The 24,859-nt window shown below is 59.2% G+C and carries 28 protein-coding genes; 19 read left to right on the top strand and 9 right to left on the bottom strand.

The window, feature by feature from the left end:
- Nucleotides 1-180: 180 nt before the first annotated feature.
- The 4 genes from rpoH to ftsY form a co-directional block, all read right to left on the bottom strand.
- Entirely contained in the window at nucleotides 181-1,038 is an 858-nt protein-coding gene (gene rpoH, locus ACOTWU_RS16375; RefSeq protein ID WP_000159624.1) for an RNA polymerase sigma factor RpoH, read from the bottom strand.
- A 250-nt stretch (nucleotides 1,039-1,288) separates the two neighbouring features.
- Nucleotides 1,289-2,344 (bottom strand): permease-like cell division protein FtsX, encoded by a 1,056-nt coding sequence (gene ftsX, locus ACOTWU_RS16380; RefSeq protein ID WP_017384126.1) that lies wholly within the window; start codon nucleotides 2,342-2,344, stop codon nucleotides 1,289-1,291.
- Complete coding sequence (gene ftsE, locus ACOTWU_RS16385) at nucleotides 2,337-3,002, bottom strand: cell division ATP-binding protein FtsE (RefSeq protein ID WP_006812284.1); 666 nt, start codon at nucleotides 3,000-3,002, stop codon at nucleotides 2,337-2,339. The genes ftsX and ftsE overlap by 8 nt, the downstream gene beginning before the upstream one ends.
- Before the next feature lie 2 nt (nucleotides 3,003-3,004).
- Nucleotides 3,005-4,465, bottom strand: coding sequence for a signal recognition particle-docking protein FtsY (gene ftsY, locus ACOTWU_RS16390; RefSeq protein WP_126499069.1), 1,461 nt, complete (start codon nucleotides 4,463-4,465; stop codon nucleotides 3,005-3,007).
- 126 nt (nucleotides 4,466-4,591) lie between these two features.
- Here ftsY and rsmD point away from each other — a divergent pair, with 126 nt between their 5' ends.
- Both rsmD and ACOTWU_RS16400 read left to right on the top strand, forming a co-directional pair.
- Nucleotides 4,592-5,194 (top strand): 16S rRNA (guanine(966)-N(2))-methyltransferase, encoded by a 603-nt coding sequence (rsmD, locus tag ACOTWU_RS16395; RefSeq protein WP_015571477.1) that lies wholly within the window; start codon nucleotides 4,592-4,594, stop codon nucleotides 5,192-5,194.
- A complete protein-coding gene (locus tag ACOTWU_RS16400) occupies nucleotides 5,178-5,459 on the top strand; it encodes a DUF1145 family protein (protein WP_015571478.1) in 282 nt (93 codons plus the stop codon). The genes rsmD and ACOTWU_RS16400 overlap by 17 nt, the downstream gene beginning before the upstream one ends.
- Before the next feature lie 83 nt (nucleotides 5,460-5,542).
- Here the strand turns inward: ACOTWU_RS16400 and ACOTWU_RS16405 are convergent, their stop codons facing one another.
- Nucleotides 5,543-5,902, bottom strand: a complete 360-nt coding sequence (locus ACOTWU_RS16405) for a DUF2500 domain-containing protein (RefSeq protein WP_017384123.1) — start codon at nucleotides 5,900-5,902, stop codon at nucleotides 5,543-5,545.
- Between the two features lie 129 nt (nucleotides 5,903-6,031).
- Here ACOTWU_RS16405 and ACOTWU_RS16410 point away from each other — a divergent pair, with 129 nt between their 5' ends.
- On the top strand, nucleotides 6,032-6,658 hold the full coding sequence (locus ACOTWU_RS16410; RefSeq protein ID WP_003861515.1) for a lysoplasmalogenase: 627 nt from the start codon (nucleotides 6,032-6,034) through the stop codon (nucleotides 6,656-6,658).
- 76 nt (nucleotides 6,659-6,734) lie between these two features.
- Nucleotides 6,735-8,906, top strand: coding sequence for a Zn(II)/Cd(II)/Pb(II) translocating P-type ATPase ZntA (gene zntA / locus ACOTWU_RS16415; RefSeq protein WP_126499068.1), 2,172 nt, complete (start codon nucleotides 6,735-6,737; stop codon nucleotides 8,904-8,906).
- Between the two features lie 93 nt (nucleotides 8,907-8,999).
- On the opposite strand, the gene ACOTWU_RS16420 is transcribed toward zntA, so the two are convergent.
- The 4 genes from ACOTWU_RS16420 to tusA all read right to left on the bottom strand — a co-directional run bounded on the left by ACOTWU_RS16420 (nucleotide 9,000) and on the right by tusA (nucleotide 12,225).
- Entirely contained in the window at nucleotides 9,000-10,286 is a 1,287-nt protein-coding gene (locus ACOTWU_RS16420) for a TRAP transporter large permease (RefSeq protein WP_033488077.1), read from the bottom strand.
- A 10-nt stretch (nucleotides 10,287-10,296) separates the two neighbouring features.
- Nucleotides 10,297-10,806 (bottom strand): TRAP transporter small permease, encoded by a 510-nt coding sequence (locus ACOTWU_RS16425; protein ID WP_003861278.1) that lies wholly within the window; start codon nucleotides 10,804-10,806, stop codon nucleotides 10,297-10,299.
- Nucleotides 10,807-10,818: 12 nt separating this feature from the next.
- Complete coding sequence (locus ACOTWU_RS16430) at nucleotides 10,819-11,790, bottom strand: TRAP transporter substrate-binding protein (RefSeq protein ID WP_032103649.1); 972 nt, start codon at nucleotides 11,788-11,790, stop codon at nucleotides 10,819-10,821.
- Between the two features lie 192 nt (nucleotides 11,791-11,982).
- Nucleotides 11,983-12,225: a sulfurtransferase TusA gene (gene tusA / locus ACOTWU_RS16435; RefSeq protein ID WP_000130627.1), complete on the bottom strand. Its 243-nt coding sequence runs from the start codon at nucleotides 12,223-12,225 to the stop codon at nucleotides 11,983-11,985.
- A gap of 169 nt (nucleotides 12,226-12,394) precedes the next feature.
- Here tusA and ACOTWU_RS16440 point away from each other — a divergent pair, with 169 nt between their 5' ends.
- The 15 genes from ACOTWU_RS16440 to ACOTWU_RS16510 all read left to right on the top strand — a co-directional run bounded on the left by ACOTWU_RS16440 (nucleotide 12,395) and on the right by ACOTWU_RS16510 (nucleotide 24,858).
- The gene (locus ACOTWU_RS16440; RefSeq protein WP_126499067.1) at nucleotides 12,395-13,060 is read left to right on the top strand and encodes a 7-cyano-7-deazaguanine/7-aminomethyl-7-deazaguanine transporter; all 666 of its coding nucleotides are present in this window, start codon (nucleotides 12,395-12,397) and stop codon (nucleotides 13,058-13,060) included.
- 72 nt (nucleotides 13,061-13,132) lie between these two features.
- Nucleotides 13,133-13,690, top strand: a complete 558-nt coding sequence (locus ACOTWU_RS16445; RefSeq protein WP_003861272.1) for a DcrB family lipoprotein — start codon at nucleotides 13,133-13,135, stop codon at nucleotides 13,688-13,690.
- 135 nt (nucleotides 13,691-13,825) lie between these two features.
- On the top strand, nucleotides 13,826-14,875 hold the full coding sequence (locus ACOTWU_RS16450; RefSeq protein WP_003861270.1) for an AI-2E family transporter: 1,050 nt from the start codon (nucleotides 13,826-13,828) through the stop codon (nucleotides 14,873-14,875).
- Between the two features lie 125 nt (nucleotides 14,876-15,000).
- A complete protein-coding gene (locus ACOTWU_RS16455) occupies nucleotides 15,001-15,723 on the top strand; it encodes a beta-ketoacyl synthase chain length factor (protein WP_126499066.1) in 723 nt (240 codons plus the stop codon).
- Nucleotides 15,720-16,535, top strand: coding sequence for a 1-acyl-sn-glycerol-3-phosphate acyltransferase (locus tag ACOTWU_RS16460; RefSeq protein WP_252049365.1), 816 nt, complete (start codon nucleotides 15,720-15,722; stop codon nucleotides 16,533-16,535). Before ACOTWU_RS16455 ends, ACOTWU_RS16460 begins: the two co-directional genes overlap by 4 nt.
- Nucleotides 16,516-16,773 carry a phosphopantetheine-binding protein gene (locus ACOTWU_RS16465; protein ID WP_003861263.1) on the top strand — a complete coding sequence of 86 codons (258 nt, stop codon included), beginning with the start codon at nucleotides 16,516-16,518 and terminating at the stop codon, nucleotides 16,771-16,773. The genes ACOTWU_RS16460 and ACOTWU_RS16465 overlap by 20 nt, the downstream gene beginning before the upstream one ends.
- An 11-nt stretch (nucleotides 16,774-16,784) precedes the next feature.
- On the top strand, nucleotides 16,785-17,036 hold the full coding sequence (locus ACOTWU_RS16470; protein WP_003861262.1) for an acyl carrier protein: 252 nt from the start codon (nucleotides 16,785-16,787) through the stop codon (nucleotides 17,034-17,036).
- Nucleotides 17,008-17,607 (top strand): hypothetical protein, encoded by a 600-nt coding sequence (locus ACOTWU_RS16475; protein WP_126499065.1) that lies wholly within the window; start codon nucleotides 17,008-17,010, stop codon nucleotides 17,605-17,607. Before ACOTWU_RS16470 ends, ACOTWU_RS16475 begins: the two co-directional genes overlap by 29 nt.
- Nucleotides 17,600-18,946: an AMP-binding protein gene (locus ACOTWU_RS16480; protein WP_126499064.1), complete on the top strand. Its 1,347-nt coding sequence runs from the start codon at nucleotides 17,600-17,602 to the stop codon at nucleotides 18,944-18,946. The genes ACOTWU_RS16475 and ACOTWU_RS16480 overlap by 8 nt, the downstream gene beginning before the upstream one ends.
- Complete coding sequence (locus ACOTWU_RS16485; protein WP_126499063.1) at nucleotides 18,933-19,283, top strand: hydroxymyristoyl-ACP dehydratase; 351 nt, start codon at nucleotides 18,933-18,935, stop codon at nucleotides 19,281-19,283. The genes ACOTWU_RS16480 and ACOTWU_RS16485 overlap by 14 nt, the downstream gene beginning before the upstream one ends.
- Complete coding sequence (locus ACOTWU_RS16490; RefSeq protein ID WP_032655414.1) at nucleotides 19,274-20,965, top strand: glycosyltransferase family 2 protein; 1,692 nt, start codon at nucleotides 19,274-19,276, stop codon at nucleotides 20,963-20,965. The genes ACOTWU_RS16485 and ACOTWU_RS16490 overlap by 10 nt, the downstream gene beginning before the upstream one ends.
- 3 nt (nucleotides 20,966-20,968) lie before the next feature.
- Entirely contained in the window at nucleotides 20,969-21,391 is a 423-nt protein-coding gene (locus tag ACOTWU_RS16495; RefSeq protein WP_006812302.1) for an acyl-CoA thioesterase, read from the top strand.
- Complete coding sequence (locus tag ACOTWU_RS16500; RefSeq protein ID WP_015571489.1) at nucleotides 21,388-21,993, top strand: outer membrane lipoprotein carrier protein LolA; 606 nt, start codon at nucleotides 21,388-21,390, stop codon at nucleotides 21,991-21,993. Before ACOTWU_RS16495 ends, ACOTWU_RS16500 begins: the two co-directional genes overlap by 4 nt.
- Nucleotides 21,962-24,283 carry an MMPL family transporter gene (locus ACOTWU_RS16505; protein ID WP_126499062.1) on the top strand — a complete coding sequence of 774 codons (2,322 nt, stop codon included), beginning with the start codon at nucleotides 21,962-21,964 and terminating at the stop codon, nucleotides 24,281-24,283. Before ACOTWU_RS16500 ends, ACOTWU_RS16505 begins: the two co-directional genes overlap by 32 nt.
- Nucleotides 24,280-24,858 carry a DUF3261 domain-containing protein gene (locus tag ACOTWU_RS16510; protein WP_045142173.1) on the top strand — a complete coding sequence of 193 codons (579 nt, stop codon included), beginning with the start codon at nucleotides 24,280-24,282 and terminating at the stop codon, nucleotides 24,856-24,858. The genes ACOTWU_RS16505 and ACOTWU_RS16510 overlap by 4 nt, the downstream gene beginning before the upstream one ends.
- Nucleotide 24,859 lies beyond the last annotated feature (1 nt).

The following is a 24,859-nucleotide window of genomic DNA, read 5'->3' on the forward strand; positions in this document are numbered from 1 at the left end:
AAAAAAACAGAACCCCCGAATTTGCATTCGAGGGTTTTTATCCTTCATATTTCAAGCCGCAGGTGCGTTGGCTGCTCTCGTTCACCCGAATCACTTACTGATGTAAGCTCATCGGGATTCACTCGTTTGCCGCCTTCCCGCAGCCTGAACTATTTCGGCTAAAGGTGTACTTCGCGGAAATTACGCTTCGATAGCGGCGCGAAGTTTTTTCATGGCGTTTTTCTCAAGCTGACGCACACGTTCAGCGGAGACGCCGTAGCGGTCGGCCAGTTCCTGCAACGTGGACTTGTTATCTTCGTCCAGCCAGCGGGCACGAATAATATCCTGGCTACGCTCGTCGAGGCCTTCCATCGCGAAGGTCAGCTTGTTCGCCGCCTGGTCTTCCCAGTTATCCTCTTCAATGCCGTCAGCAAAGTTAGAGGTTTTATCCTGTAGATACAGAACCGGGGCCATCGGCTGGCTGTCGGACGCGTCATCGTCGGCAGACATATCAAACGTCATGTCCTGGGCGGCCATACGGGATTCCATCTCGCGGACGTCTTTGCTGGAAACGCCCAGCTCGCGCGCCACCATTTCCACTTCATCCTGATTGAACCAGCCCAGACGCTGCTTGGTTTTACGCAGGTTGAAGAACAGTTTGCGCTGCGCTTTCGTCGTGGCGACTTTCACAATACGCCAGTTACGCAGGACGTATTCGTGAATTTCCGCTTTGATCCAGTGCACGGCGAAGGAGACGAGTCGCACACCCACTTCCGGGTTAAAGCGACGTACCGCCTTCATCAGGCCAATGTTACCTTCCTGAATCAGGTCCGCCTGCGGCAGGCCGTAGCCCGCATAATTACGAGCAACGTGAACAACAAAGCGCAGGTGAGACAGGATCAGCGTTTTAGCTGCTTCCAGATCGCCCTGGTAATGCAGCTTTTCAGCAAGCTCCTTTTCTTCCTCAGCCGTTAACATCGGCCAGGTGTTCGCAGCCCGGATGTAAGATTCCAGGTTACCAACAGGGGCTAAAGCTAAAGTTTGCATTTCTTTGGTCATTCATTCCTCTCAATGTTTCTTCTGGTCCAGGTTGTCCCCGTCAGGCAACAACCATGCCAAAGCGTTTGAGCAACGAGATTAGCATTCACTCTTTTATCAGACAGTGATTTTATCCACAAGTTCCAGGTGCAACAGTGAATAAATTACGCACAAAATGTGACATGAAGATGATTACAGGGGAAGAGACAACAGGGACGCTTTCCCTGCAAGCGAACATCTCGGTGCAGGGAAAGATTATATCACGCTTTTATTAGTCGGGAGTAAAGTGGCGTAAATGTTGAACCGTTGCCAGCCATGCCGCCACCCAGCCGATCATGGAGCACACCAGCAGCAACAGCAGGCACTCATCGAACCCTAAGCCACTGATATCAAACTTAGTTCCGAAAACCTGCGCCACTTCAGTCACGGCAGACGACAGCCGCATCACCAAAATTTCTGACAATATCAATGAAAGAAATGCACCAGAAAAACCTAATAACGCGCCGCCGTAAAGGAACGGGCGGAGGATGAAACCATCCGTTGCGCCAATCAGTTTCTGCACGTTGATGGTATCGCGACGGGCGAAGATGCTCAGACGCACGCTGTTACCGATGACGAGGAACACCGCCGCCACCATCAGCACGCCGATCATCGCCGACACGCGTCCTACCAGCCCGGTCAGGGCAGCAAGACGGGCAAACCAGCTGTCGTCCATGCGCACTTCATCAATCCCGTTAATGCGGGTAATGCGGTCGCGCAGGGTGTTGAGCGAATCCGTGCCCTGGAAATCGAGTTTCGGGATCACCACCGCCACCGCGGGCAGCGGGTTCTCTTCAAGCATATCCAGCGCGCCGCCGAATCCGGACCAGTTGCGGAACTCGCCCAGCGCTTCATCGCGGGAAAGGTAGTTCACCTTCTCCACGCCCTGTTCGGCCTGAATCTGCCCCACCACCTGAGCCGCCGCGTTATCGTCGAGGGCTTTATCCAGATAAACGGTGATCTGCGGCGACGGATAGTACTGGGACGCCGCCTGGTTTACGTTTTTGTAAACCATGTAGCAGACGCTGGGCAGCGTCAGGGAGATGGCAATCACCATCACCGTCAGGAACGTCGCCAGCGGTTTGCTTTTCAGATCCTGCAACGCGCCCTGGAAGGCGTACCGCACCTGCTCGTTAAAGACGTTGGTTTTGCGGGAGTTCGGTTTCGGTGCCGCTTTGGCACGCTTAGGCGCATTGCGATTGCCGTCCCCGCCGCCCTGAGGCTTACGGAAACGGTCAAACCGGTTGCTGAACTGCCGAATCTGGTTCATTGCATCACGCTTATTCACCGTGGCCTCCGTGCAAATGCCCGTCGCTCAGGGTCAGCATGCGGTACGAACGGCGGGAGATCAGCCCCATGTCGTGCGTCGCCATCAGTACCGTGACCCCCACGCGGTTAAATTCCTCAAACAGACGCAGGATCCCTTCAGAGAGAGCATCGTCCAGGTTACCGGTCGGTTCATCCGCCAGCAAAACGGCAGGCTTGTTCACTACCGCGCGGGCGATACCCACGCGCTGCTGCTCACCGCCGGAGAGCTGAATCGGGAAGTTCTTCGCTTTGTCCAGCAGCCCGACCTTATCCAGCGCCGCCGAAACGCGACGGCGGATATCATCGTAACTGGCGCCAGCAATAATCAGCGGGATCGCGACGTTATCGAAAACCGTGCGATCCATCAGCAGGTGGTGATCCTGGAAAATCATGCCAATCTGACGACGCAGGAACGGCACTTCACGGTTCTTAAGACGGCTAATTTCATGGCCGCTGAACCAGATTTTCCCGGCGCTTGGCCGCTCGATCCCACAGATCAGCTTGAGCAGGGTACTTTTCCCCGCGCCGGAATGGCCGGTCAGGAATGCCATCTCGCCTGGCTGGAGGTGGAATGTCACCCCCTGTAGCGCTTGTCTCCCGCCGAGATAGGCCTTGCTGACGTGTTCAAAGCGAATCATTGTTAGTCCTCTCGGGCAAATAGTGCCTCAATAAAGTCGTCCGCTTTAAACGGACGTAAATCCTCAATACGCTCGCCCACACCGATGTAACGGATAGGAATGCCGAACTGGTCGGCCACGGAGAAGATCACCCCGCCTTTCGCGGTGCCGTCCAGCTTGGTCAGCGTGATCCCGGTCAGTCCTACCGCTTCATGGAACAGCTTCGCCTGGCTGATGGCGTTCTGTCCGGTGCTGGCGTCGATAGTCAGCATAATTTCATGCGGTGCATCTTCGTCCAGCTTCTTCATGACGCGAACGATTTTCTTCAGCTCTTCCATCAGGTGCGATTTGTTCTGCAAACGCCCTGCGGTATCCGCAATCAGCACGTCCACGTTACGCGACTTCGCCGCCTGGATGGCATCGAAAATCACGGAGGCGGAATCCGCGCCGGTGTGCTGAGCAATGACCGGAATATTGTTGCGCTGGCCCCACACCTGAAGTTGTTCCACCGCTGCCGCACGGAAGGTATCGCCCGCCGCCAGCATCACCGATTTGCCCTGCTGCTCAAACTGGCGCGCCAGCTTGCCGATGGTGGTGGTTTTGCCCACGCCGTTGACGCCAACCATCAGGATAACAAACGGTATTTTGCCTTCAATATTAAGCGGTTCGTCAACTTTTGCGAGAATTTCACCCATCTCGTCTTTCAGCAGGCCGTACAGCGCCTCGGCGTCACGCAGCTGTTTGCGGCTCGCCCCTTCGGTCAGGTTGGCGATGATCTTCCGGGTGGTTTCCACGCCCACGTCCGCAATCAGCAGCTGCTCTTCCAGCTCCTCAAACAGATCGTCGTCGATCTTTTTGCCGCGGAACAGACTGATAAATCCGGAACCTAAATTTTCTTTGGTTTTGAGCAGGCTGCGCTTCAGGCGCGCGAAGAAACCTTCTTTAGTCGGTTTTTCTTGCTCCTGAACGATCTCTTCTTCGGCCTGCGCTTCCACCGGCACGACGATGACCGCTTCTTCAGCCGCTTCCGCCGCCAGCGCCTGGGCTTCCAGCTCTTCGTCGGTCAGCTCTGGCTCAAGGGCCGCTTCTTCTTCCACCGCCTCAACAATTTCAACGGTTTCCGCTTCGGCCTGCCACTCTTCGGCAGAAACCTCTTCGGCTTTCACCTCTTCCGGCAGCGGCAGTTCTTCGTGTTCGATAGCGGCCTGTGGCGCTTCGGTAAGGGTTTCTACGATAACCGGCTCTGGTTTTTCGCTCTCCTGAACCTGTTCAGTAACCTCAACCACCTCTTCGGCAAAGGATTCAATCTCTTCTTTGCTGTGGGCTGGCTCTTCCGCTTCGACAACCGCAGCGGTTTCGACAGGCGTTTCAGGCTGTGACGACTCTTCTACAACCTGTTGTTCTTCGGTTTTCTGTTCTGTTTCTTGCTCTTTTTCACCGAAACCCAACCAGGAAAAGAAGCCACGTTTTTTTTGTTTTGCCATCTGCGACTACACTCCTCGCGGCGCTATATACAGGGAAGCTAAAAAAATGATGAAATAGTCTAACACTTTACTTAATTGACATCACCGCCCGCAATCGCAGGGCATTGTTAACAGAGCTTTCCTGAGATGAAGAAACCCACCCGCGCCCCGGCCGGTCAAATTCGCATTATCGGCGGCCAGTGGCGAGGCCGGAAATTACCGGTGCCGGACAGCCCCGGTTTACGCCCCACCACGGACCGCGTTCGCGAGACGCTGTTTAACTGGCTCGCCCCGTCTATGGTAGACGCCAACTGCCTGGACTGCTTCGCCGGAAGCGGTGCATTGGGGCTGGAAGCGCTGTCGCGTTATGCCGCCAGCGCCACGCTGCTGGAGATGGAGCGCGGCGTCGCGCAGACGTTGCAGCAAAATCTGGCTACGCTGAAGGCCACCAACGCGAAAGTGGTGAATACCAACACGCTGAGCTTCCTCGCGCAACAGGGGACGCCGTTCAACGTGGTGTTTGTTGACCCGCCGTTCCGTAAAGGGCTGCTGGAAGAGACATTATCGTTGCTGGAAAAAAATGGCTGGCTGGCAGACGACGCGCTGATTTACGTTGAAAGCGAAGTGGAAAATGGCCTGCCGCCCGTTCCCGTTCACTGGGATCTGCACCGCGAGAAGGTCGCCGGCCAGGTGGCTTATCGTCTGTATCACCGTCAGGCACAAGGAGGATCCGATGCCAGTACTGATTAACGTAGGGCGCGTACTGATGCTGGGCGTCTGGGCATTTTTGATTTTGAATCTGGTGCACCCGTTCCCGCGTCCGCTGAATATCTTTATTAACGTGGCGCTGATTTTTACCGCGTTCATGCATGCCTTGCAGATGGTGATGCTGAAAAACGGTCTGCCGAAAGATGGCCCACCGATGACCGGCTGGCAGCAGCTGCGGGTGTTTATTTTCGGCGTGTTTGAGCTGCTGGTGTGGATGAAGAAGTTTAAGGCGCAGGTGAAGAAGTAGGCCCCTAACCCTAACCCTCTCCCTAGGGGAGAGGGGACGATTACACCCTCTCCCCTAGGGAGAGGGCCGGGGTGAGGGGAAAATTACAGCTCCGGTTCAAAACCTTCAAACCGCGACCCTTTGTAGCTCAGCGTGCCTTTCTCCCCCACCGTCAATTGGTGGTACTGCTGCGCCTCCAGGCGGAAGGTCATCTCCAGCCCGCCGGTTTCCGGCTTAAAGCTCGCTTCATAGCGCATCGTTGTGCCCGCAGGCGTTACCTGCTGCTGGCGGGAGCGGCGGTCGTTAAGCGGCTTCTCACGCTTGTTCGTCACCACCACGCGCTTTTGCATCAGCGGCGCGGCGTCATTGTCGGCCTTCTCACGGCGCTGCTGCACGAAGCGAAACGAGGCGGCAATGACGATAATCGCCACCACGATAATGAAAAACAGCGGCATCTTGCTCATTGAAAAATCCCATCAGATTATGCGGAATTCAGGATACCTCGCCTGCCCCGGCATTGCCAAACGCCCGCTCGCGTCACTACACTGGATCAGGAACTGATCATTCAGCCTCAACAGTTACAGGGAGTTAATATGCTTTGGTCATTTATCGCTGTCTGTTTTTCCGCATGGCTTTACGTCGATGCGTCTTACCGTGGCCCAGCCTGGCAGCGCTGGTTGTTTAAACCCGTCACGCTATTACTCCTGCTGTTGCTTGCCTGGCAGGCCCCGATGTTTAACGCCGTTAGCTATCTTGTCCTCGCGGGGCTGTGTGCTTCCCTGATTGGCGATGCCTTAACTCTGCTGCCGCGCCAGCGCCTGCTGTACGCCGTGGGGGCATTCTTCCTGTCGCATCTGCTCTATACCATCTACTTTGCCAGCCAGATGACACTCTCCTTCTTCTGGCCGCTGCCGCTGGTGCTGCTGGTGATTGGCGCCCTGCTGATCGCGGTGATCTGGTCGCGTCTGGAAGAGATGCGTCTGCCGGTCTGTACGTTTATCGCCATGACGCTGGTGATGGTGTGGCTGGCGGGCGAGCTGTGGTTCTTCCGTCCGACGGCGCCTGCGATGTCTGCGTTCTTCGGTGCCGCACTGTTGCTGTTGGGTAATATCGTCTGGCTGGGCAGCCACTATCGCCGCCGCTTCCGTGCGGATAATGCGATTTCCGCCGCCTGTTACTTTGCCGGGCACTTCCTGATTGTGCGTTCGCTGTATATCTAAATAACGCTTGACTCTGGAGTCGACTCCAGAGTGTATGCTGCGGTTAATGAGAAAATTATCATTACCGGAGACTGCCATGTCGACTCCAGAAACACCTAAAAAAGTTCCCCAATTCTCGGCACTTAAGCTCAGCCCGGTTCCGCCAAAAGAGGACTGCTGCTGCGAGGGCGCGTGCGAAACCCGGACCGAAGCGCTGCCTGAAAACGGCAATCACTACAGCTGGGTGGTCAACGGTATGGACTGCGCGGCCTGCGCCCGCAAAGTGGAAAACGCGGTGAAGCAGGTGCCGGGCGTGAACCACGTTCAGGTGCTGTTCGCTACCGAAAAGCTGCTGGTCAGCGCCGAAAACGACGTCAGCAGACAGGTTGAAGCCGCCGTCAGCAAAGCGGGTTATACCCTGCGCAGCGAAACGGCACCCGCAGAAAAAACGTCCCCGATAAAAGAAAATCTGCCCCTTATCACCCTCATCATCATGATGGCCCTGAGCTGGGGGCTGGAGCAGATTAACCACCCGCTCGGCAACCTGGCGTTTATCGCCACCACGCTGGTTGGCCTGTTCCCTATTGCGCGTCAGGCGCTGCGTCTGATGAGAAGCGGCAGCTGGTTTGCCATTGAAACGCTGATGAGCGTGGCGGCTATCGGGGCGCTGTTTATTGGCGCGACGGCGGAAGCGGCGATGGTGCTGCTGCTGTTCCTGATCGGCGAACGCCTTGAGGGCTGGGCGGCGAGCCGGGCGCGCAAAGGGGTGAGCGCGCTGATGGCGCTGAAGCCGGAAACCGCCACTCGCGTGATAAACGGTACTCGTGAAACGGTCGCCATCAACACCCTGCGCCCGGGCGACGTGATTGAAGTGCCCGCAGGCGGACGTCTGCCAGCCGATGGGGTCCTTGTTACCGCCACCGCAAGCTTTGACGAAAGCGCCCTGACCGGGGAATCCATCCCGGTAGCGCGTGCGGCGGGTGAAAAAGTGCCTGCGGGCGCCACCAGCGTCGACCGGCTGGTGCAGCTCACCGTGCTTTCTGAACCGGGCGACAGCGCCATCGACCGCATCCTCAGGCTGATTGAAGAGGCCGAGGAGCGCCGCGCGCCGGTCGAACGCTTTATCGATCGCTTCAGCCGGATTTACACCCCCGCCATCATGCTGGTGGCGCTGCTGGTCACCGTCGTCCCGCCGCTGTTCTTCGGCGCGCCGTGGGAGGGCTGGATTTACAAAGGGCTGACGCTGCTGCTGATCGGCTGTCCGTGTGCGCTGGTGATCTCCACCCCGGCGGCGATTACCTCAGGGCTGGCGGCGGCGGCACGTCGCGGGGCGCTGATTAAGGGCGGCGCGGCGCTGGAGCAGCTGAGCCAGATTCAGCACATCGCCTTCGATAAAACCGGCACGCTGACCGTCGGCAAGCCGCAGGTAACCGGCGTGTATCCGCAGGACATCAGTGAAGACGCCCTGCTGACGCTGGCCGCTGCCGTGGAGCAGGGTTCCACCCACCCTCTGGCGCAGGCGATTGTGCGTGAAGCGCAGTCGCGCGGGCTGAACATCCCTCCGGCAACGGCCCAGCGAGCGCTGGTCGGGTCAGGGATTGAAGCTGTGGTCGAAGGCAAAAAAGTGCTGATCGCCGCAGCAGGCGCGTTCGCGAATCCACAGGTTGAGGCATTAGAGCAGGCCGGGCAGACGGTCGTTGCCGTGATGCAGGACGGTGTGCCGATGGGCATGCTGGCGCTGCGCGACACCCTGCGTGACGATGCGAAAGCCGCCGTCGACGCGCTGCACAGGCTGGGGGTACAGGGCGTGATCCTGACCGGTGATAACCCGCGCGCGGCCGCCGCAATTGCCGACGAGCTGGGGCTGGCGTTTAAGGCCGGATTACTGCCTGCGGATAAAGTCAGCGCGGTAACCGAGCTGAACGGTCATGCCCCGCTGGCGATGGTCGGGGACGGGATAAACGACGCCCCGGCAATGAAGGCTTCCACCATCGGCATAGCGATGGGCAGCGGCACCGACGTGGCGCTGGAGACCGCCGACGCGGCGCTGACGCACAACCGCCTGACCGGGCTGGCGCAGATGATAGATCTTGCGCGGGCGACGCGGGCCAATATTCGGCAGAACATCGGCATTGCGCTGGGTCTGAAGGGGATTTTCCTGGTCACCACGCTGCTCGGCATGACCGGACTGTGGCTGGCGGTACTGGCGGATACGGGGGCGACGGTGCTGGTTACGGCGAACGCGTTGCGGCTGTTGCGCCGTCGGTAAAAACGCCCGGTGGCGGCTGCGCCTTACCGGGCCTACAACGGTTCTGAACCGTAGGCCGGGTAAGGCGTAGCCGCCACCCGGCATAAAACGGCGTCACTGCATCCCTAGCACCCCCGGCAACCACAATGATATCGCTGGGATGTATGTCACCATCCCCAGCACTACCAGCAACATACCGTAAAACGGCAGCATCGCCCGCACCACGTGCTCGATCTTCTGCTTACTCACCGCGCTCGCCACGAACAGCACCGACCCGACCGGCGGCGTGATCAGCCCAATCCCCAGGTTCACCATCATGATCATCCCGAAATGCACCGGATCGATCCCCAGCGAGTTGGTCACCGGCAGCAGTACCGGGGTCAGGATCAGGATGATCGGCGCCATGTCCATCAGCGTGCCAATCAGCAGCAGCATGATATTGAGGTACATGAGGATCACGTATTTGTTATCGGACAGCGACGTGAAGAATTCGGTGATGCGCATCGGCAGCTGCATGTAGGTCATCACCGCGCCAAACGCCGCGGCAAAGCCAATCAAAATCATCACGATGGTGACGGTTTTCACCGTGCGGCACATCAGCTTCGGCAGTTCGCTCCACCTGTAGTCGCGGTAGATGAACATGGTGACGAAGAATGCCCAAAGACAGGCCACGGCGGCAGATTCGGTCGCCGTGAATATCCCGGACAAAATCCCGCCGAGGATAATCACCACCGTCATCAGCCCCCACAGAGCATCGAGCATGATTTTCAGCGCCTGCCTGAACGGGATTTTGTCCCCCTTCGGATAGCCGCGCTTGCGGGCGAAGCACAGGCAGAGCACCATCAGGCTCACGCCCAGCAGCAGGCCCGGCAGCACGCCCGCGATAAACAGCGTGGCGATGGAGACCGTTCCCCCCGCCGCCAGGGAGTAAATCACCGAGTTGTGGCTGGGCGGGATCAGGATCGCCTGCACCGACCCGCTGGCCGTCACCGCCGCCGCGTATTCGCGCGGATAGCCCTTCTTCTCCATCTCCGGGATCATCACGCTGCCGATAGACGCCGTATCCGCCACCGACGAGCCGGAAATCGCGCCGAAGAACGTTGATGCCACGATGTTCACCAGCGACAGCCCGCCGCGTATAAAGCCGACAAAAACGTACGCGAAGTTAACCAGCCGTCGGGCAATGCCCCCTTCCGCCATGATCGCCCCGGCAAGAATGAAGAACGGGATCGCCAGCAGGGTAAATTTATTCACCCCGCTGGTGATCTGGATCATCAGCGCCTCCAGCGGCAGGTCAATCCACAGCGCGCCCGCCACGGCGCTTAAGCCGACGGCGAAGGCCACCGGCATCCCCAGCGCCAGCAAAATGGCGAGGGTGAATAACAAAACAAACGCATCCATTGTTCACCCCTTAACTGTGATTGCCGATCAGCACGACCGGACGGTTTTCCTGCGAGCCAAACAGCAGGCGTTCAAGCACAAACAGGATCAAAATGGCCGACCCGACAGGCAGCGGCAGATAGCTTTCGCCGGAGGTCAGGAGCGGAAACTCCGCCACCGGCTGCTCCCACAGCTCGACGCACAGCCAGTAGCTGTACCAGCACATCAGGCCTGAAATCAGTAGCATCAGCAGATCCACCACCCGCGCGCACACTCTTTGCAGCGACGCGGGCAGGCGGTCGGTGAGCATGTTGACCGCAATATGCGACCCGGCGCGGTAGCTCACCGCCGCGCCGATAAAGGTAAACGTCACCATGCAGATAATGGCGATCGGCTCCGGCCAGGATTCGCCGCGATTGAGCACATAGCGAGAGAAGATGCCAATGGGGATGACAATCGTCATCACCAGTAGCGAGAGACCCGCCACCACCATGGCGAGCAGGTACAGACGGTCCATCCACTTCAGATAGAGTTCGGACATACGTACTCCGGCTTACTGAACGTCAGCGATGGCTTTCATCAGATCCTGATGCTTGTCGCCATACTGCGCGCGCACCGGCTCTGTCGCCTTGATAAACACCGTTTTATCGATGTCGTGGAACTGCACCCCGCCGGCCTTCATTTTCGCCAGCGCCTGGTCGTTATACGCATTCCACAGCTTGCGCTGCTCGAACTGCGCTTCGCGAGCCAGCGTCAGGATCTTTTGCTGTTCGTCAGCGCTCAGTTTGTCCCATTTCACTTTGGAGTAGAGCAGCATTTCCGGGGTGATGAAGTGGCCGCTCAGCGTGTAGTTTTTGGCGACCGGCATGTAGTTGTGGGCGATAAAGGTTGGCGGGTTGTTCTCCGCGCCGTCGATCACCCCGGTCTGCATGCCGCTGTAAACCTCGCTGACGCCCATCGCCACCGAGTTCGCCCCCATCGCTTTCAGCGTGGCCAGCGCCACCGGGCTGCCCTGCACGCGGATTTTCTTCCCTTTCAGATCGTCCGGTTTGACGATCGGCTCTTTGGTGATCAGGTTGCGGGTGCCGGAGTCCATCCAGCCAAGAAAGACCAGACGCGATTTCGGGTTGGCGGTGAGTTTGTCGCCAATCTGCTTGCCGATATCCCCGTCGATCACCTTGTGCATGTGGTCTTCATCGCGGAATACGTAGGGCAGCGTAAACACTTCAATATCCGGCAGGATGGCGGCCACCGGCGCCATAGAGACGCGGATCATGTCGATCGCCCCCATCTGCGCCTGCTCAATCATCTGCTTTTCATCCCCCAGCACGCCGCCGGGAAAGACCTTAATCTCCAGCTTGCCATCGGTTTGTTGTTTGAGTTTTTCACCCATGTGCTGAACCGCCACCACGTTCGGGTAGCCTTCGGGATGTACATCGGCGGCTTTAATGGTCTGGGCAGAAACGGTGCAGGCGAAAGCAGACAGACACAGCGCGGCCAGTAACGGCTTGAGGGTCGTTTTCATTGAGTCAACTCCAGGGTAGTGAGATAAGCGTTAAAACGATGTTTTAGTTTTTGACGCTTAAAAATTAGACTACGGCTGGAAAAGGGAGGGTGAAGCGCCTCACAAAAAGCGCGAAATTTTGAAACGATGGTTTAGAAAGGTTTTCTCCCTCTCCCCGTGGGAGAGGGTCGGGGTGAGGGCGTCAGGCCGCACTTACCCCTTACGAATCAAATACCGGTACGGCAAGGTCTCGGTTTGCTGCGCCACCAGTTCGTGTTCCATAAAAGTACAAAAGCCGGGGATATCGCGGGTGGTAGCCGGGTCATCGGCGACGATCAGCAGCGTTTCGCCACTCTGCATGTTACGGACGGTTTTACGCACCATCATTACCGGCTCCGGGCAACGGAGGCCCTGAGCATCAAGCGTGTGGTCTGGGCTGGAAAACAGGTCGGTCATTTTCTTCTCGTTCAGGTAAAAACGGCTGTAGTTTACGCCCCGCTATCGCCAATGCAAACCAGGTTAACGATTGCGTGAAAATTAGCCATTGCAAAGTGTCGTCAAAGCAGTATCATGCGGCGGCTTTATTGGGTTCCCTCACCCCAAATATTAATCAAAAAGGTACAATATGAACTCCTTTACACAATCGCAGCGCGTCAGGGCGTTGTTCTGGCTTTCGCTATTTCATCTGCTGGTGATCATCTCCAGTAACTATCTGGTACAGCTCCCCATCTCCATTTTTGGTTTCCATACCACCTGGGGCGCGTTCAGTTTCCCGTTTATTTTCCTCGCGACGGATTTAACCGTGCGTATTTTTGGCGCACCGCTGGCGCGGCGGATTATTTTTGCGGTGATGATCCCGGCACTGTTTGTCTCCTACGCCATCTCCTCGCTGTTTTACATGGGCAGCTGGCAGGGCTTCGACGCGCTGATGCACTTCAACCTGTTTGTCGCGCGTATTGCCACCGCCAGCTTTATGGCCTATGCCCTCGGGCAGATCCTCGATGTCCACGTGTTTAACCGCCTGCGTCAGAACCATCGCTGGTGGATGGCGCCTACGGCCTCCACGCTGTTCGGTAATGTGAGCGATACGCTGGCCTTCTTCTTCATCGCCTTCTGGCGCAGCCCTGACGCCTTCATGGCAGAACACTGGATGGAAATCGCTCTGGTGGACTACGCCTTTAAGGTGCTTATCAGCCTGGTCTTCTTCCTGCCGATGTACGGCGTACTGTTGAATATGCTGCTGAAAAGGCTGGCAGATAAATCTGAAATCTCCGCATTGCAGGCAGGTTAAGGGTTCGCTTTATCAGTTGTGATAAGATGAACGAATGAGCCGTTATGGCCGTTTATCGAAAGGAAGAAGTCAATGCGCAATCTGGTTAAATATGTCGGGATTGGCCTGCTGGTTGTTGGCCTTGCAGCCTGTGATAACAGCGACACCAAAACGCCTGCTCAGGGCGCGTCAGCAGAAAGCAACGCCACCGGTCAGCCGGTGAGCCTGATGGATGGCAAACTCAGTTTCTCTCTGCCTGCGGACATGACCGACCAGAGCGGTAAGCTGGGCACCCAGGCGAACAATATGCACGTCTATTCCGACGCCACCGGCCAAAAAGCGGTGATTGTGATCGTCGGTGACGATACCAGCGAAGATCTGGGCGTGCTGGCCAAACGCCTGGAAGATCAGCAGCGCAGCCGTGACCCGCAGCTTCAGGTGGTCACCAACAAGTCTGTTGAACTGAAAGGCCACACGCTGCAACAGCTGGACAGCATCATCTCTGCCAAAGGCCAGACCGCCTACTCCTCCGTGGTGCTCGGCAAGGTGGACAATAAACTGCTGACCATGCAGATCACCCTGCCGGCAGACAATCAGCAGAAAGCGCAGACCGCCGCTGAAAACATCATTAACACCCTCGTGATCCAGTAATCGTTCACCAGGATGCCGTGGCCTCCGTCGCTTGCGCCGGGGGCCATTTTTTTGCCACGACTTTCAGACTAACGCTCCAGACGAAGCCCATCCGGCGCACTACAATTAACACGCCCCCCGGAAAAAGGAATTCTTATGACTGCCAGCCCGCCCGACAAAGCCGGACTTCATATTTTATTAAAACTTGCCTGCCTGGTGGTTATCCTTGCGGGTATCCACGCGGCGGCGGATATCATTGTTCAGCTTCTGCTGGCGCTGTTTTTCGCCATTGTGCTCAACCCGCTGGTGACATGGTTTTTACGCCGGGGCATCAGCCGCCCGGTCGCGATTACCATTGTGGTGATGGTGATGCTGGTTGTCCTGACGGCGCTATTCGGCGTGCTCGCCGCCTCGCTGAGCGAATTTTCCACCATGCTGCCGCAGTACAATAAAGAGCTGACGCGCAAGCTGGTCGATCTTCAGCGCATGTTGCCGTTCGTGAATCTGCATATCTCACCGGAACGGATGCTGCGCCGGATGGATTCCGAGAAGGTGATGACCTACGCCACCACGTTGATGACCGGGCTTTCCGGGGCAATGGCCAGCATTCTGCTGCTGGTGATGACGGTGGTGTTTATGCTGTTCGAAGTGCGCCACGTGCCGTATAAACTGCGTTTTGCCCTGAACAATCCGCAGATCCACATTGCCGGCTTGCACCGCGCGCTGAAAGGCGTATCCAAATATCTGGCGCTGAAAACGCTGTTAAGCCTGTGGACCGGCGTGATCGTCTGGCTGGGGCTGGTACTGCTGGACGTGCAGTTCGCGCTGATGTGGGGCGTGCTGGCGTTTTTACTGAACTACGTACCCAATATCGGCGCGGTGCTTTCCGCCGTTCCGCCGATGATCCAGGCGTTCCTGTTCAACGGTTTTTATGAGTGCATGCTGGTAGGGGCGCTGTTCCTCGTCGTGCATATGGTGCTGGGTAACATTCTCGAGCCGCGTATGATGGGCCACCGTCTGGGCATGTCGACGATGGTGGTGTTTTTATCGTTACTGATCTGGGGATGGCTGTTGGGACCGGTGGGCATGCTGCTCTCCGTGCCGCTCACCAGCGTCTGTAAAATCTGGATGGAAACCACGAAAGGAGGCAGTAAACTCGCCATTCTTCTGGGTCCGGGTCGGCCAAAAAGCCGTTTGCCGGGATAACCGGGTGGAAAGGGTCAAAAGTGACGTTTATTCGCCAGCGCGACGACAACATTGTACGATGTGCGCAGCAAATCGCGCTGGCGAAGAAGAAGTCACAGAAACAGGTTTATCGCGGACGCGCGTAGATGAAATTTACACTTACCCTTATCGACTGGCAGGCAAGAGCGCCAGGACTCCGCGATGCCGACGAATGGCAGGCATGGTCACGCAGGTCTGACGCCATCGATCCCGCGGCACCGCTGGCGAAACTGACCGATCTGCCGATGATGACCGCCCGCCGCCTGAATTCAGGCAGCAGGCTGGCCGTCGATCTTGGCCTGATGATGCTGCGCAAACACCGCATCGATGCCGTCGTCTACAGCAGCCGTCATGGGGAGCTGGAGCGCAATTTCCGTATTCTCCAGGCCCTGGCGGCAGAACAGCCCGTTTCCCCCACCGATTTTGCCATGTCGGTACACAACTCGGCGGTCGGCAATCTCACTATCGCCGCGCGTCAGCCTGTTGTCTCTTCGTCGGTTTCCGCCGGTATGGATACCTTCCAGCAGAGCTTGTGCGACGTGCTGAGCCTGCTGCATGCGGGCTACTCCCGCGTGTTGCTGGTGGATTTCGACGGTCTGCTGCCTGATTTTTATCACGCCGGGCTGCCGCCGCAGATGCCCGCCTGGCCCTACGCGCTGGCGCTGGTGATTGAGGCCGGAAATACGCTCAGCTGTGAAACGCACGTCAACCGCGCGCCTGAAGAGCCCGCGCTGCCGCAAAGCCTCCAGTTTCTGCGCCATTACCTGCGGGACGAGCGCCAGTTTACCCTGCCGGGCGAGCGCCTGCTGTGGCAATGGACGCGCCAATGAGAGGGTTACGTTCCCGCCTCGATCGGGTATGGCGGATGCTTATGACCGGATTGTGCTTCGCCCTGTTCGGCCTCGGCGGGCTGATGCTGTCGCTGGTGTGGTTTAACCTGCTGCTGATTTTCCAGTGCGACCGCACTCAACGTCGCCGCCTGGCACGCCGCACTATTTCTGCCAGTTTTCGCCTGTTCCTCGCGGTGGTACGGGGTGCAGGGGTACTGGATTACCGTTTCAACAACCTGGACGTTCTGCGCGCCGAGCGGGGCTGTCTGGTGATTGCGAATCATCCCTCGCTGCTGGACTACGTTCTGCTGGCGTCGGTGATGAACGAAACCGACTGTCTGGTGAAAAGCGCGTTGCTGCGTAACCCGTTCGTCAGCGGCGTGATCCGCGCGGCTGACTATCTGATTAACAGCGAAGCCGATACGCTGCTTGCCGCAAGCCAGCAGCGTCTGGCCCAGGGCGACACCCTGCTGATCTTCCCCGAAGGCACCCGCACCCGGGTGGGGGAAGCCATGACCCTGCAACGTGGGGCGGCGAATATCGCCGTTCGCTGCAACAGCGCCGTGCGCGTGGTGGTGATCCACTGTAGCGAACGGATGCTGGATAAACAGAGCAGCTGGTATAACGTGCCCCCCAACAAACCTGTTTTCACCGTGGATGTTCGCGAACGCATCAACATTCATGATTTTTATGATGCGAGTCAGCACGAACCCGCGCTGGCAGCAAGGCAGTTAAACCGGCATATGCAGCATCAGTTAACAACCGGTCTTCAATCTTTGTCAGGAACGAAAGATGCAAGCGCTCTATCTTGAAATTAAGAATCTCATTATCTCTACGCTGAATCTGGAAGAACTTACCCCAGAGGATATTGATACAGACGCCGCGCTCTTTGGCGACGGCCTCGGTCTGGACTCAATCGACGCCCTTGAGCTGGGGCTGGCGGTAAAAAATCAGTACGGCGTAGTGCTTTCTGCCGAAAGTGACGAGATGCGTCAGCACTTCTATTCCGTTGCCACGCTCGCGGCTTTTATCCATCAACAACGCGCCTGAGAATGACCGCTATGACAGAACAACAAACGATTTATCAGGAAGTCTCTGCGCTTCTTATTACGCTGTTTGAAATCGCCCCGGAGGATATTACCCCTGAGGCACGTCTTTACGAGGATCTGGACCTCGACAGCATTGATGCCGTCGATATGGTGGTGCACCTGCAAAAGAAAACGGGCCATAAAATCAAGCCTGAAACCTTCAAAGCGGTGCGCACGGTGCAGGACGTCGTGGACGTTGTGGAACAGCTTCAGCGCGACGCGTAACGTGCGTTCGATTCCAGTTCTTCCCGCCCTGACGGGGCTGACGCTGCTGGCATGGCCGTTTTTGATCGGCTTCGGGCTGGCGAATAATAGCCTGCACGGGATACTGCCCGTGATGGCGCTGGTGCTGCTGATGCGCGTCTGCCAGGCCCGTCGGCAGGGCGGCCCCCTGCGTTATCTGTTCGTGAGCGTGGCGCTGGCTGGCATAGCGCTTTGCGCGGCGAGCTACGTCCTGCACGCGCACCAGTGGGTGCTGTTTTATCCGGTGGTGGTGAATCTGGTGATGCTGGTGGTGTTTGGCGGTTCGCTGTGGACGGCAATGCCTGTCGTCGAACGGCTGGCGCGCCTGCGTGAACCGGATCTCTCCCCCGTCGGGGTACGTTACACGCGCCGGGTTACCCAGGTCTGGTGCGGCTTTTTTATTATCAACGGGGCGATCGCGCTGTTTACCGTATTACACGCCGATATCCGTCTGTGGACGCTGTGGAACGGGATGATTGCCTATCTCCTGATGGGCACGCTGATGGCTGGCGAGTGGCTGGTGCGACAACGGGTGATGAAAAACGATGCTTAACCCTCTTCCGCTTAGCCAGTGGCTCAGTGCACCCCGCCCTGACGACACCCCTGTCGCCTGGCAGGACGACCGCCTCTGGACGCTTGGCGATCTGCGCCACGACGTCACCCAGCTGGTCGACACCCTGCGTCGTGAAGATGGCGAGCGCTGGGCGCTGTGCATCGAAAACGGTTATCTGTTTATTGTCGCGCTGCTGGCGACGCTGCATGCGGGTAAAACGCCGGTCCTCCCCGGGCACAGCCGGGCGGCGCAGCTTAACGAACAGCGGGCGCTGTTCAGCGGCGTCCTGAGCGACACCACGCTCGATTTTCAGGGGCGACAGCTGCGGGTGGCTTCCGCGCAGCGGGCAGGCCATCCCTTTTCACCGCTGCCTGCCATCGGTGAGATGCGCACGATCGAGCTTTACACCTCCGGCTCGACCGGCACGCCGCAGCGGGTAAGTAAGCCGGTGGTCAGCCTTGATCGTGAGGCTCGTCTGCTGGCGGCGCATTTTGGCGAGCGTCTGGTGGGCTGTCACGTGGTGGCTTCCGTGGTGCTGCACCACCTGTATGGCCTGACGTTTCGTGTTGTCTTACCCATGGCGCTCGGCCTGCCGCTGCATGCCAGCCTGCTCAACTATGCCGAGCAGCTCTCTGCCCTTCCCGACGATAAACGCTATCTTTTCATCAGCAGTCCGGCGTTTCTCAAGCGGCTGGACGCGTCGCTGACGCCGCCCCCTGTCAACCTGCTCGTCTCCGCCGGTGGCGCACTGCCCTGGCTGGAGGTCGCCGCGGTTCAGGCCTGGCTCAACGTCTGGCCGGATGAAATATACGGCAGCACGGAAACAGGCGTAATGGCCTGGCGCTACCGTCAGGAGGAAAGCACCCGCTGGCAGCCTTTCCCCGGCGTGGCGTTTCACGGCGATCGCGTGACGTCGCCGCTGATCCCCGAGGCGGAGGGGGTCCTGCTGGATGATATCCTGCACTTCACGGCTGACGGGCAGTTCAGCCTCGTCGGGCGCCGTGGTCGGGTGGTCAAAATTGAAGATAAGCGCATTTCACTCGATGACATTGAGCGCCGCCTGCTGGCGCTGGACGGCATCCGCGAGGCCGCCGCGCTGACGGTGACGCGCGGCGGGCGTCAGGGCATTGGCGTATTGCTGGTGCTGAATGAAGCGGTGCGTCAGCAACACGAACAGAGCAAAAAAGCGCAGGAGCTCGCCTGGCGACGCGCCCTTCGCCCCTGGCTTGAACCGGTTGCTGTGCCGCGCTACTGGCGGATCGTTGATGAAATCCCGGTCAACAGCATGAACAAGCGCGTGACTGCGCAGCTACAGGAGTTGTTTCATGAAGATCCCTGAAATCGGTCGCCTCCAGCCCGATCCACAGCTTCTGGAGATAACCTTTTATCTTGATCCTGACCTGCTCTGGTTTAAGGGACATTTCGCCGTACAGCCGCTGCTGCCGGGCGTGGCCCAGCTCGACTGGGTAATGCATTACGCCGCCGCGCTGGCGTCGGGCTACCGTTTTCACAGTATTCAGAACGTGAAGTTCGCCGCCCCGCTGTTGCCGGAGAACACAGTCACGCTGCTCCTTGCCTGGCAGCCTGAACGCCAGTTGCTGACCTTTAGCTACCAGCGCCATGCGGGTAACGAGCGTCACACCGCCAGCAGCGGGAAGATTCGCTTATGTCAGTAACCTTCCGTCCCTGCGTGCTGATCCCCTGCTACAACCACGGGGCGATGATGGCTTCGGTGCTGGCGCGCCTGGCGCCTTTCGATCTGCCCTGTCTGGTGGTGGACGACGGCAGCGATGAGACCACGCGCCGCACGCTTGAAGCGCTGGCGGCGGATCGTCCGCAGGTCACGCTACTGCGGCTGGCCGAAAACAGCGGCAAAGGCGCGGCGGTGATGCAGGGGCTGAAAGCCTGCGCCGATCGCGGCTTCACCCACGCCGTTCAGGTGGACGCTGACGGCCAGCACGCTATCGAGGACATTCCCAAACTGCTGGCGCTGGCCGGGCGTCATCCCGATGCGCTCATTTCCGGGCAGCCCGTTTACGATGACTCAATCCCCCGTTCGCGCCTGTACGGGCGCTGGATAACGCACGTCTGGGTCTGGATTGAAACCCTCTCCCTGCAACTGAAAGACAGCATGTGCGGGTTTCGCGTTTACCCGATAGCCCCGGTTCTGCGCCTTGCAGCAACCACGCCGCTCGGCAGGCGAATGGATTTTGATACCGAAGTGATGGTGCGCCTCTACTGGCAGGGCAACACCAGCTATTTTCTGCCCACCCGCGTGACCTATCCGCCGGACGGGGTATCCCATTTTGATGCCCTGAAAGACAACGTGCGCATCTCGTTGATGCATACCCGTCTGTTTCTCGGCATGCTGCCGCGCATTCCTTCCCTGCTGATGCGTCGCCGCTCACAGCACTGGGCGCAGCAGCAGGAGGTAAAAGGATTATGGGGCATGCGCCTGATGCTGCGCGTCTGGCAGCTGCTGGGGCGTAAGGCGTTTACCGCCCTGCTGTGGCCGGTCACCGCCGTATACTGGCTGACCGCCCGTTCTGCGCGCCAGGCGTCGCAGCAGTGGCTGGCGCGGGTTAAAACGGTGATGGCACAGCGGCAAATGCCGCCCCTCGCGCGGCTAAACAGTTTTTCCCACTTCCTGCGCTTCGGTCATGCCATGCTGAATAAAGTGGCCAGCTGGCGCGGCGAAATGAAACTCCATCGCGATCTGGTCTTTGCGCCAGGCGCGCAGGAGGCGCTGGGGCTCGACGATCCTCAGGGCAAACTGCTGCTCGCGTCGCATCTTGGCGATGTGGAAGCCTGCCGGGCGCTGGCCCAGCGCGAAGGGGCGAAAACCATCAACGCGCTGGTCTTTAGCGACAACGCCAGACGCTTTAAGCAGGTGATGGAGGAGATGGCACCGCAGGCGGGCATTCACCTGATGCCGGTCACCGACATTGGCCCGGAGACTGCGATCCTCATTAAAGAGAAGCTGGATCGCGGCGAATGGGTGGCGATCGTGGGCGATCGCATCGCCGTCACCCCGCAGCGCGGCGGTAGCTGGCGGGTGATATGGAGCGAATTTATGGGCCAGCCCGCGCCGTTCCCGCAGGGGCCGTTTATCCTGGCGTCCATTTTGCGCTGCCCGGTGGTGCTGATTTTTGCCCTCTGTCAGCAGGGAAAGCTGACCCTGCACTGCGAGCCGTTTGCCGACCCGCTGCTGCTGCCGCGCGGCGAACGCCAGCAGGCGCTACAGCAGACCGTCGACCGCTATGCGCAGCGGCTGGAGCATTACGCGCTCTTGTCGCCGCTCGACTGGTTTAATTTTTTCGATTTCTGGCAGCTGCCAGAGGTCAACGAGAAGGAGTAAAGGGTGCTGACCGATCCCCGCTTTACGGCTGAAGTTGAAATCACCGTTCCGTTCCACGATGTCGATATGATGGGCGTGGTGTGGCACGGCAACTACTTCCGCTACTTTGAGATTGCCCGCGAAGCGCTGCTCAACCAGTTTGATTACGGCTATCGCCAGATGAAAGCGTCCGGCTACGTCTGGCCGGTGGTGGATACCCGGGTGAAATACCGCGACGCGGTGACCTTCGAGCAGCGCATTCGCGTCCGCGCCCACATTGAAGAGGTTGAAAACCGTCTGCGCATCGCCTATCAAATCTTCGACGCGCAAACCGGGAAACGCACCACCACCGGCTACACGATTCAAGTGGCGGTGGAAGAAGCAAGCCGGGAGATGTGCTTTGTCAGCCCGGCCATTCTGTTCGAACGCATGGGGATCGCGCCATGAAATGGATAACGCTACTCGCGCTGCTGGTAAGCCCGCTGGTGAACGCGATCACGCTGGATGAACTGCAACAGCGGTTTGCGGAGCAACCAGTGGTACGCGCACACTTCGAACAGACCCGCACGATCAAGGACATGCCTCAGCCCCTGCGCTCGCAGGGGGAGATGCTGATCGCCCGTGACAATGGCCTGCTGTGGGATCAAAAAGCGCCGTTCCCGATGACGCTGCTGCTGGATGACAAACGGATGGTGCAGATCGTCAACGGTCAGTCGCCGCAGACCATTACCGCCGACACTAACCCGCAGATGTTCCAGTTCAACCATCTGCTGCGGGCGCTGTTCCAGGCCGACCGCAAGGTGCTGGAAGAGAACTTCCGCGTCGATTTCAAAGACCTGGGCGAAGGCCGCTGGTCGCTGGTGCTGACGCCCGTCACCACGCCGCTGGACAAGATTTTCTCCACCCTTGATTTGAAGGGCGCGATCTATCTGGAATCCATTCGCCTGAACGATAAGCAGGGCGACACGACGGATATCGCCCTCTCCCGCCACCAACTGACGCCCGCCCGCCTGACCGATGCAGAACGCCAGCGCTTTGCCGCACCGTAACGCCCTGCGCCCGGCGCTGCTGTGGGCCGCGGTATGCCTGATCCTGCTGGGCGTGCTGCTGTCGCTGCTGCCCGGCGCGCGGCTGAACAGCAGCGTGCTCGCCATGCTGCCGAAACAGACGCTCGGCGCGATCCCTCCCGCTCTCAACGACGGATTTATGCAGCGCCTCGACCGCCAGCTCATCTGGCTGGTCAGCCCCGGCAAACAGCCGGACCCGCGCGTGGCGCAGCAGTGGTTAACCCTGCTGCAACGCAGCCAGGCGCTGAGTGTCGTAAAAGGTCCGCTGGACGCCGCCGGGCAACAGGCCTGGGGAGATTTCTTCTGGCAACACCGCAATGGCCTGGTCGATCCGGCCACCCGCGCCCGCCTGCAAAACGGCGGTCAAGCACAGGCCCAGTGGATCCTGTCCCAGCTCTACTCCGCCTTTTCCGGCGTGAGCGGCAAGGAGCTGCAAAACGATCCGCTGATGCTGATGCGCGGCGCGCAGCTCGCGCTGGCGAAAAACAGCCAAAAGATGCAGCTGATGGACGGCTGGCTGGTGACAAAAGATACGGCCGGGAACTACTGGTATCTGCTGCACGGCGAGCTGGCGGGCTCATCGTTTGATATGCAGCAAACCCACCAGCTGGTGACCACCCTTAACGCGTTGCAGCAGACGCTGAAAAGCCAGTATCCACAGGCGCAGCTGCTCTCGCGCGGGACGGTGTTCTACAGCGATTACGCCAGCCAACAGGCTAAAAACGATATTTCCACGCTTGGCGTCGCCACGGTGCTCGGGGTGATCCTGCTGATTGTGTCGGTGTTTCGCTCCGTGCGTCCGCTGCTGCTGAGCCTGCTCTCCATTGCCATCGGCGCGCTGGCGGGGACGGTCGTGACGCTGCTGCTGTTCGGTGAACTGCACCTGATGACGCTGGTGATGAGCATGAGCATCATCGGCATCTCGGCGGACTATACGATTTACTACCTCACGGAGCGGATGGTGCACGGCGCGGAACACTCGCCCTGGCAAAGCCTGGCGAAAGTACGTAACGCGCTGCTGCTGGCGCTGCTGACCACCGTCGTGGCGTATCTCTTCATGATGCTGGCCCCCTTCCCCGGCATTCGTCAGATGGCGGTGTTCGCCGCCGCAGGGTTGAGCGCCTCGTGCCTGACGGTAATGTTCTGGCATCCGTGGTTATGTCGGGGCATGCCGGTCCGCCCGGTCCCCCTGAGAGGGATGATGCAGCGCTGGCTGAACGCCTGGCGCGACAGTAAACCCCTCTCTGTCGGGCTGCCGGTAGCGCTGGCGCTGCTCTCCGCCATCGGGATCGCCAGCCTGCGGGTGGATGACGATATCGCCCGGCTTCAGGCGCTGCCGCAGGACATTCTGGCGCAGGAAAAAACCATCACCGCCCTGACCGGGCAAAATGTCGATCAGAAGTGGTTCGTGGTGTACGGCGCGTCGGCTCAGGAAACGCTGGAGCGGCTGGAGGCGTTTACCCCGGCGCTGGCGCAGGCGCAAAAAACCGGTGAATTAACCCGCTGGCGCACCCTGCCGCTGAACTCGCTGGCGCGGCAGAACAGCGATCTGCATCTTCTGCGTAACGCCGCGCCGACGGTGATGAAAATGCTGCAAAGCACGGGGCTGAAGACCAGTGAACCGAACCTGAACGCCATGCCTGTCAGCGTGGAGGCGTGGCTCGCCAGCCCGGCCAGCGAGGGCTGGCGTTTGCTGTGGCTGACGCTGCCGGACGGCAAAAGCGGTGTGCTGGTCCCGGTCGATGGCGTCAGGAACAGCGCCGCGCTCGGCGAGCTGGCCGCCCGCCATCCCGGGGTCGTCTGGGTTGACCGTAAGGCCAGCTTCGACAACCTGTTTGCGCTTTACCGCTCGCTGCTGACGGGGCTGCTGGGCGTGGCGCTGGCGGTGATTGCCTGCGGCGCGATGCTACGCCTCGGCTGGCGAAAAGGGCTGGTGGCGCTGGTACCGTCCGTGCTGTCGCTGGGCGGCGGGCTGGCGGCGCTGGCCGTGACGGGCCATCCGGTGAACCTGTTTTCCCTGCTGGCGCTGGTGCTGGTCCTCGGCATTGGCATTAACTACACGCTGTTTTTCAGCAACCCGCGCGGCACGCCGCTGACCTCCATGCTGGCGATTACCCTCGCCATGATGACTACCCTGCTGACGCTGGGGATGCTGGTGTTCAGCACCACTCAGGCCATCAGCAGCTTTGGCATTGTGCTGGTGAGCGGTATCTTCACCGCGTTCCTGCTCGCCCCGCTGGCGATGCCGTCTAACAAAGAGAACTTACCATGACCCGTTTCATTCGCCTGGCGGCAGTGATGCTGGCCCTGCTGCTGGCGGGGTGTAGCCATACGACGAACCGCGATGATGCACGCCCTCAGGCCTGGCTCCAGCCCGGCACCCGCGTCACGCTGCCCCCGCCGGGCATCACGCCTGCCATCCGCGCGCAGCAGTTGCTTACCGGCAGTTTTAAAGGCCAGACCCAGTCGCTGCTGGTGATGCTGAACGCCGATGAAAATAAAGTGACGCTTGCCGGCCTCTCCTCCGTCGGGATCCGCCTGTTCCTCGCCACCTACGACGACACCGGGATCCACACCGAGCAGTCGGTTGTGATGCCGCAGCTGCCGCCCGCCAGCCAGGTGCTGGCCGACGTGATGCTGAGCCACTGGCCGCTCAGCGCCTGGCAGCCGCAGTTGCCGAAAGGCTGGACGCTGAACGATACTGACACCAGACGCGAACTGCGCAACCCCGATGGCAAACTGGTCACGGAAATTGTCTACCTGAACCGTAACGGCAGGCGCGAACCGATTAGCATTGTGCAGCACGCTTTTCACTACCACATCACCATTCAATATCTGGGTGACTGAG

It is taken from the genome of Enterobacter cloacae complex sp. GYL001 (assembly GCF_049237125.1).
GTDB lineage: Bacteria > Pseudomonadota > Gammaproteobacteria > Enterobacterales > Enterobacteriaceae > Enterobacter > Enterobacter hormaechei_C.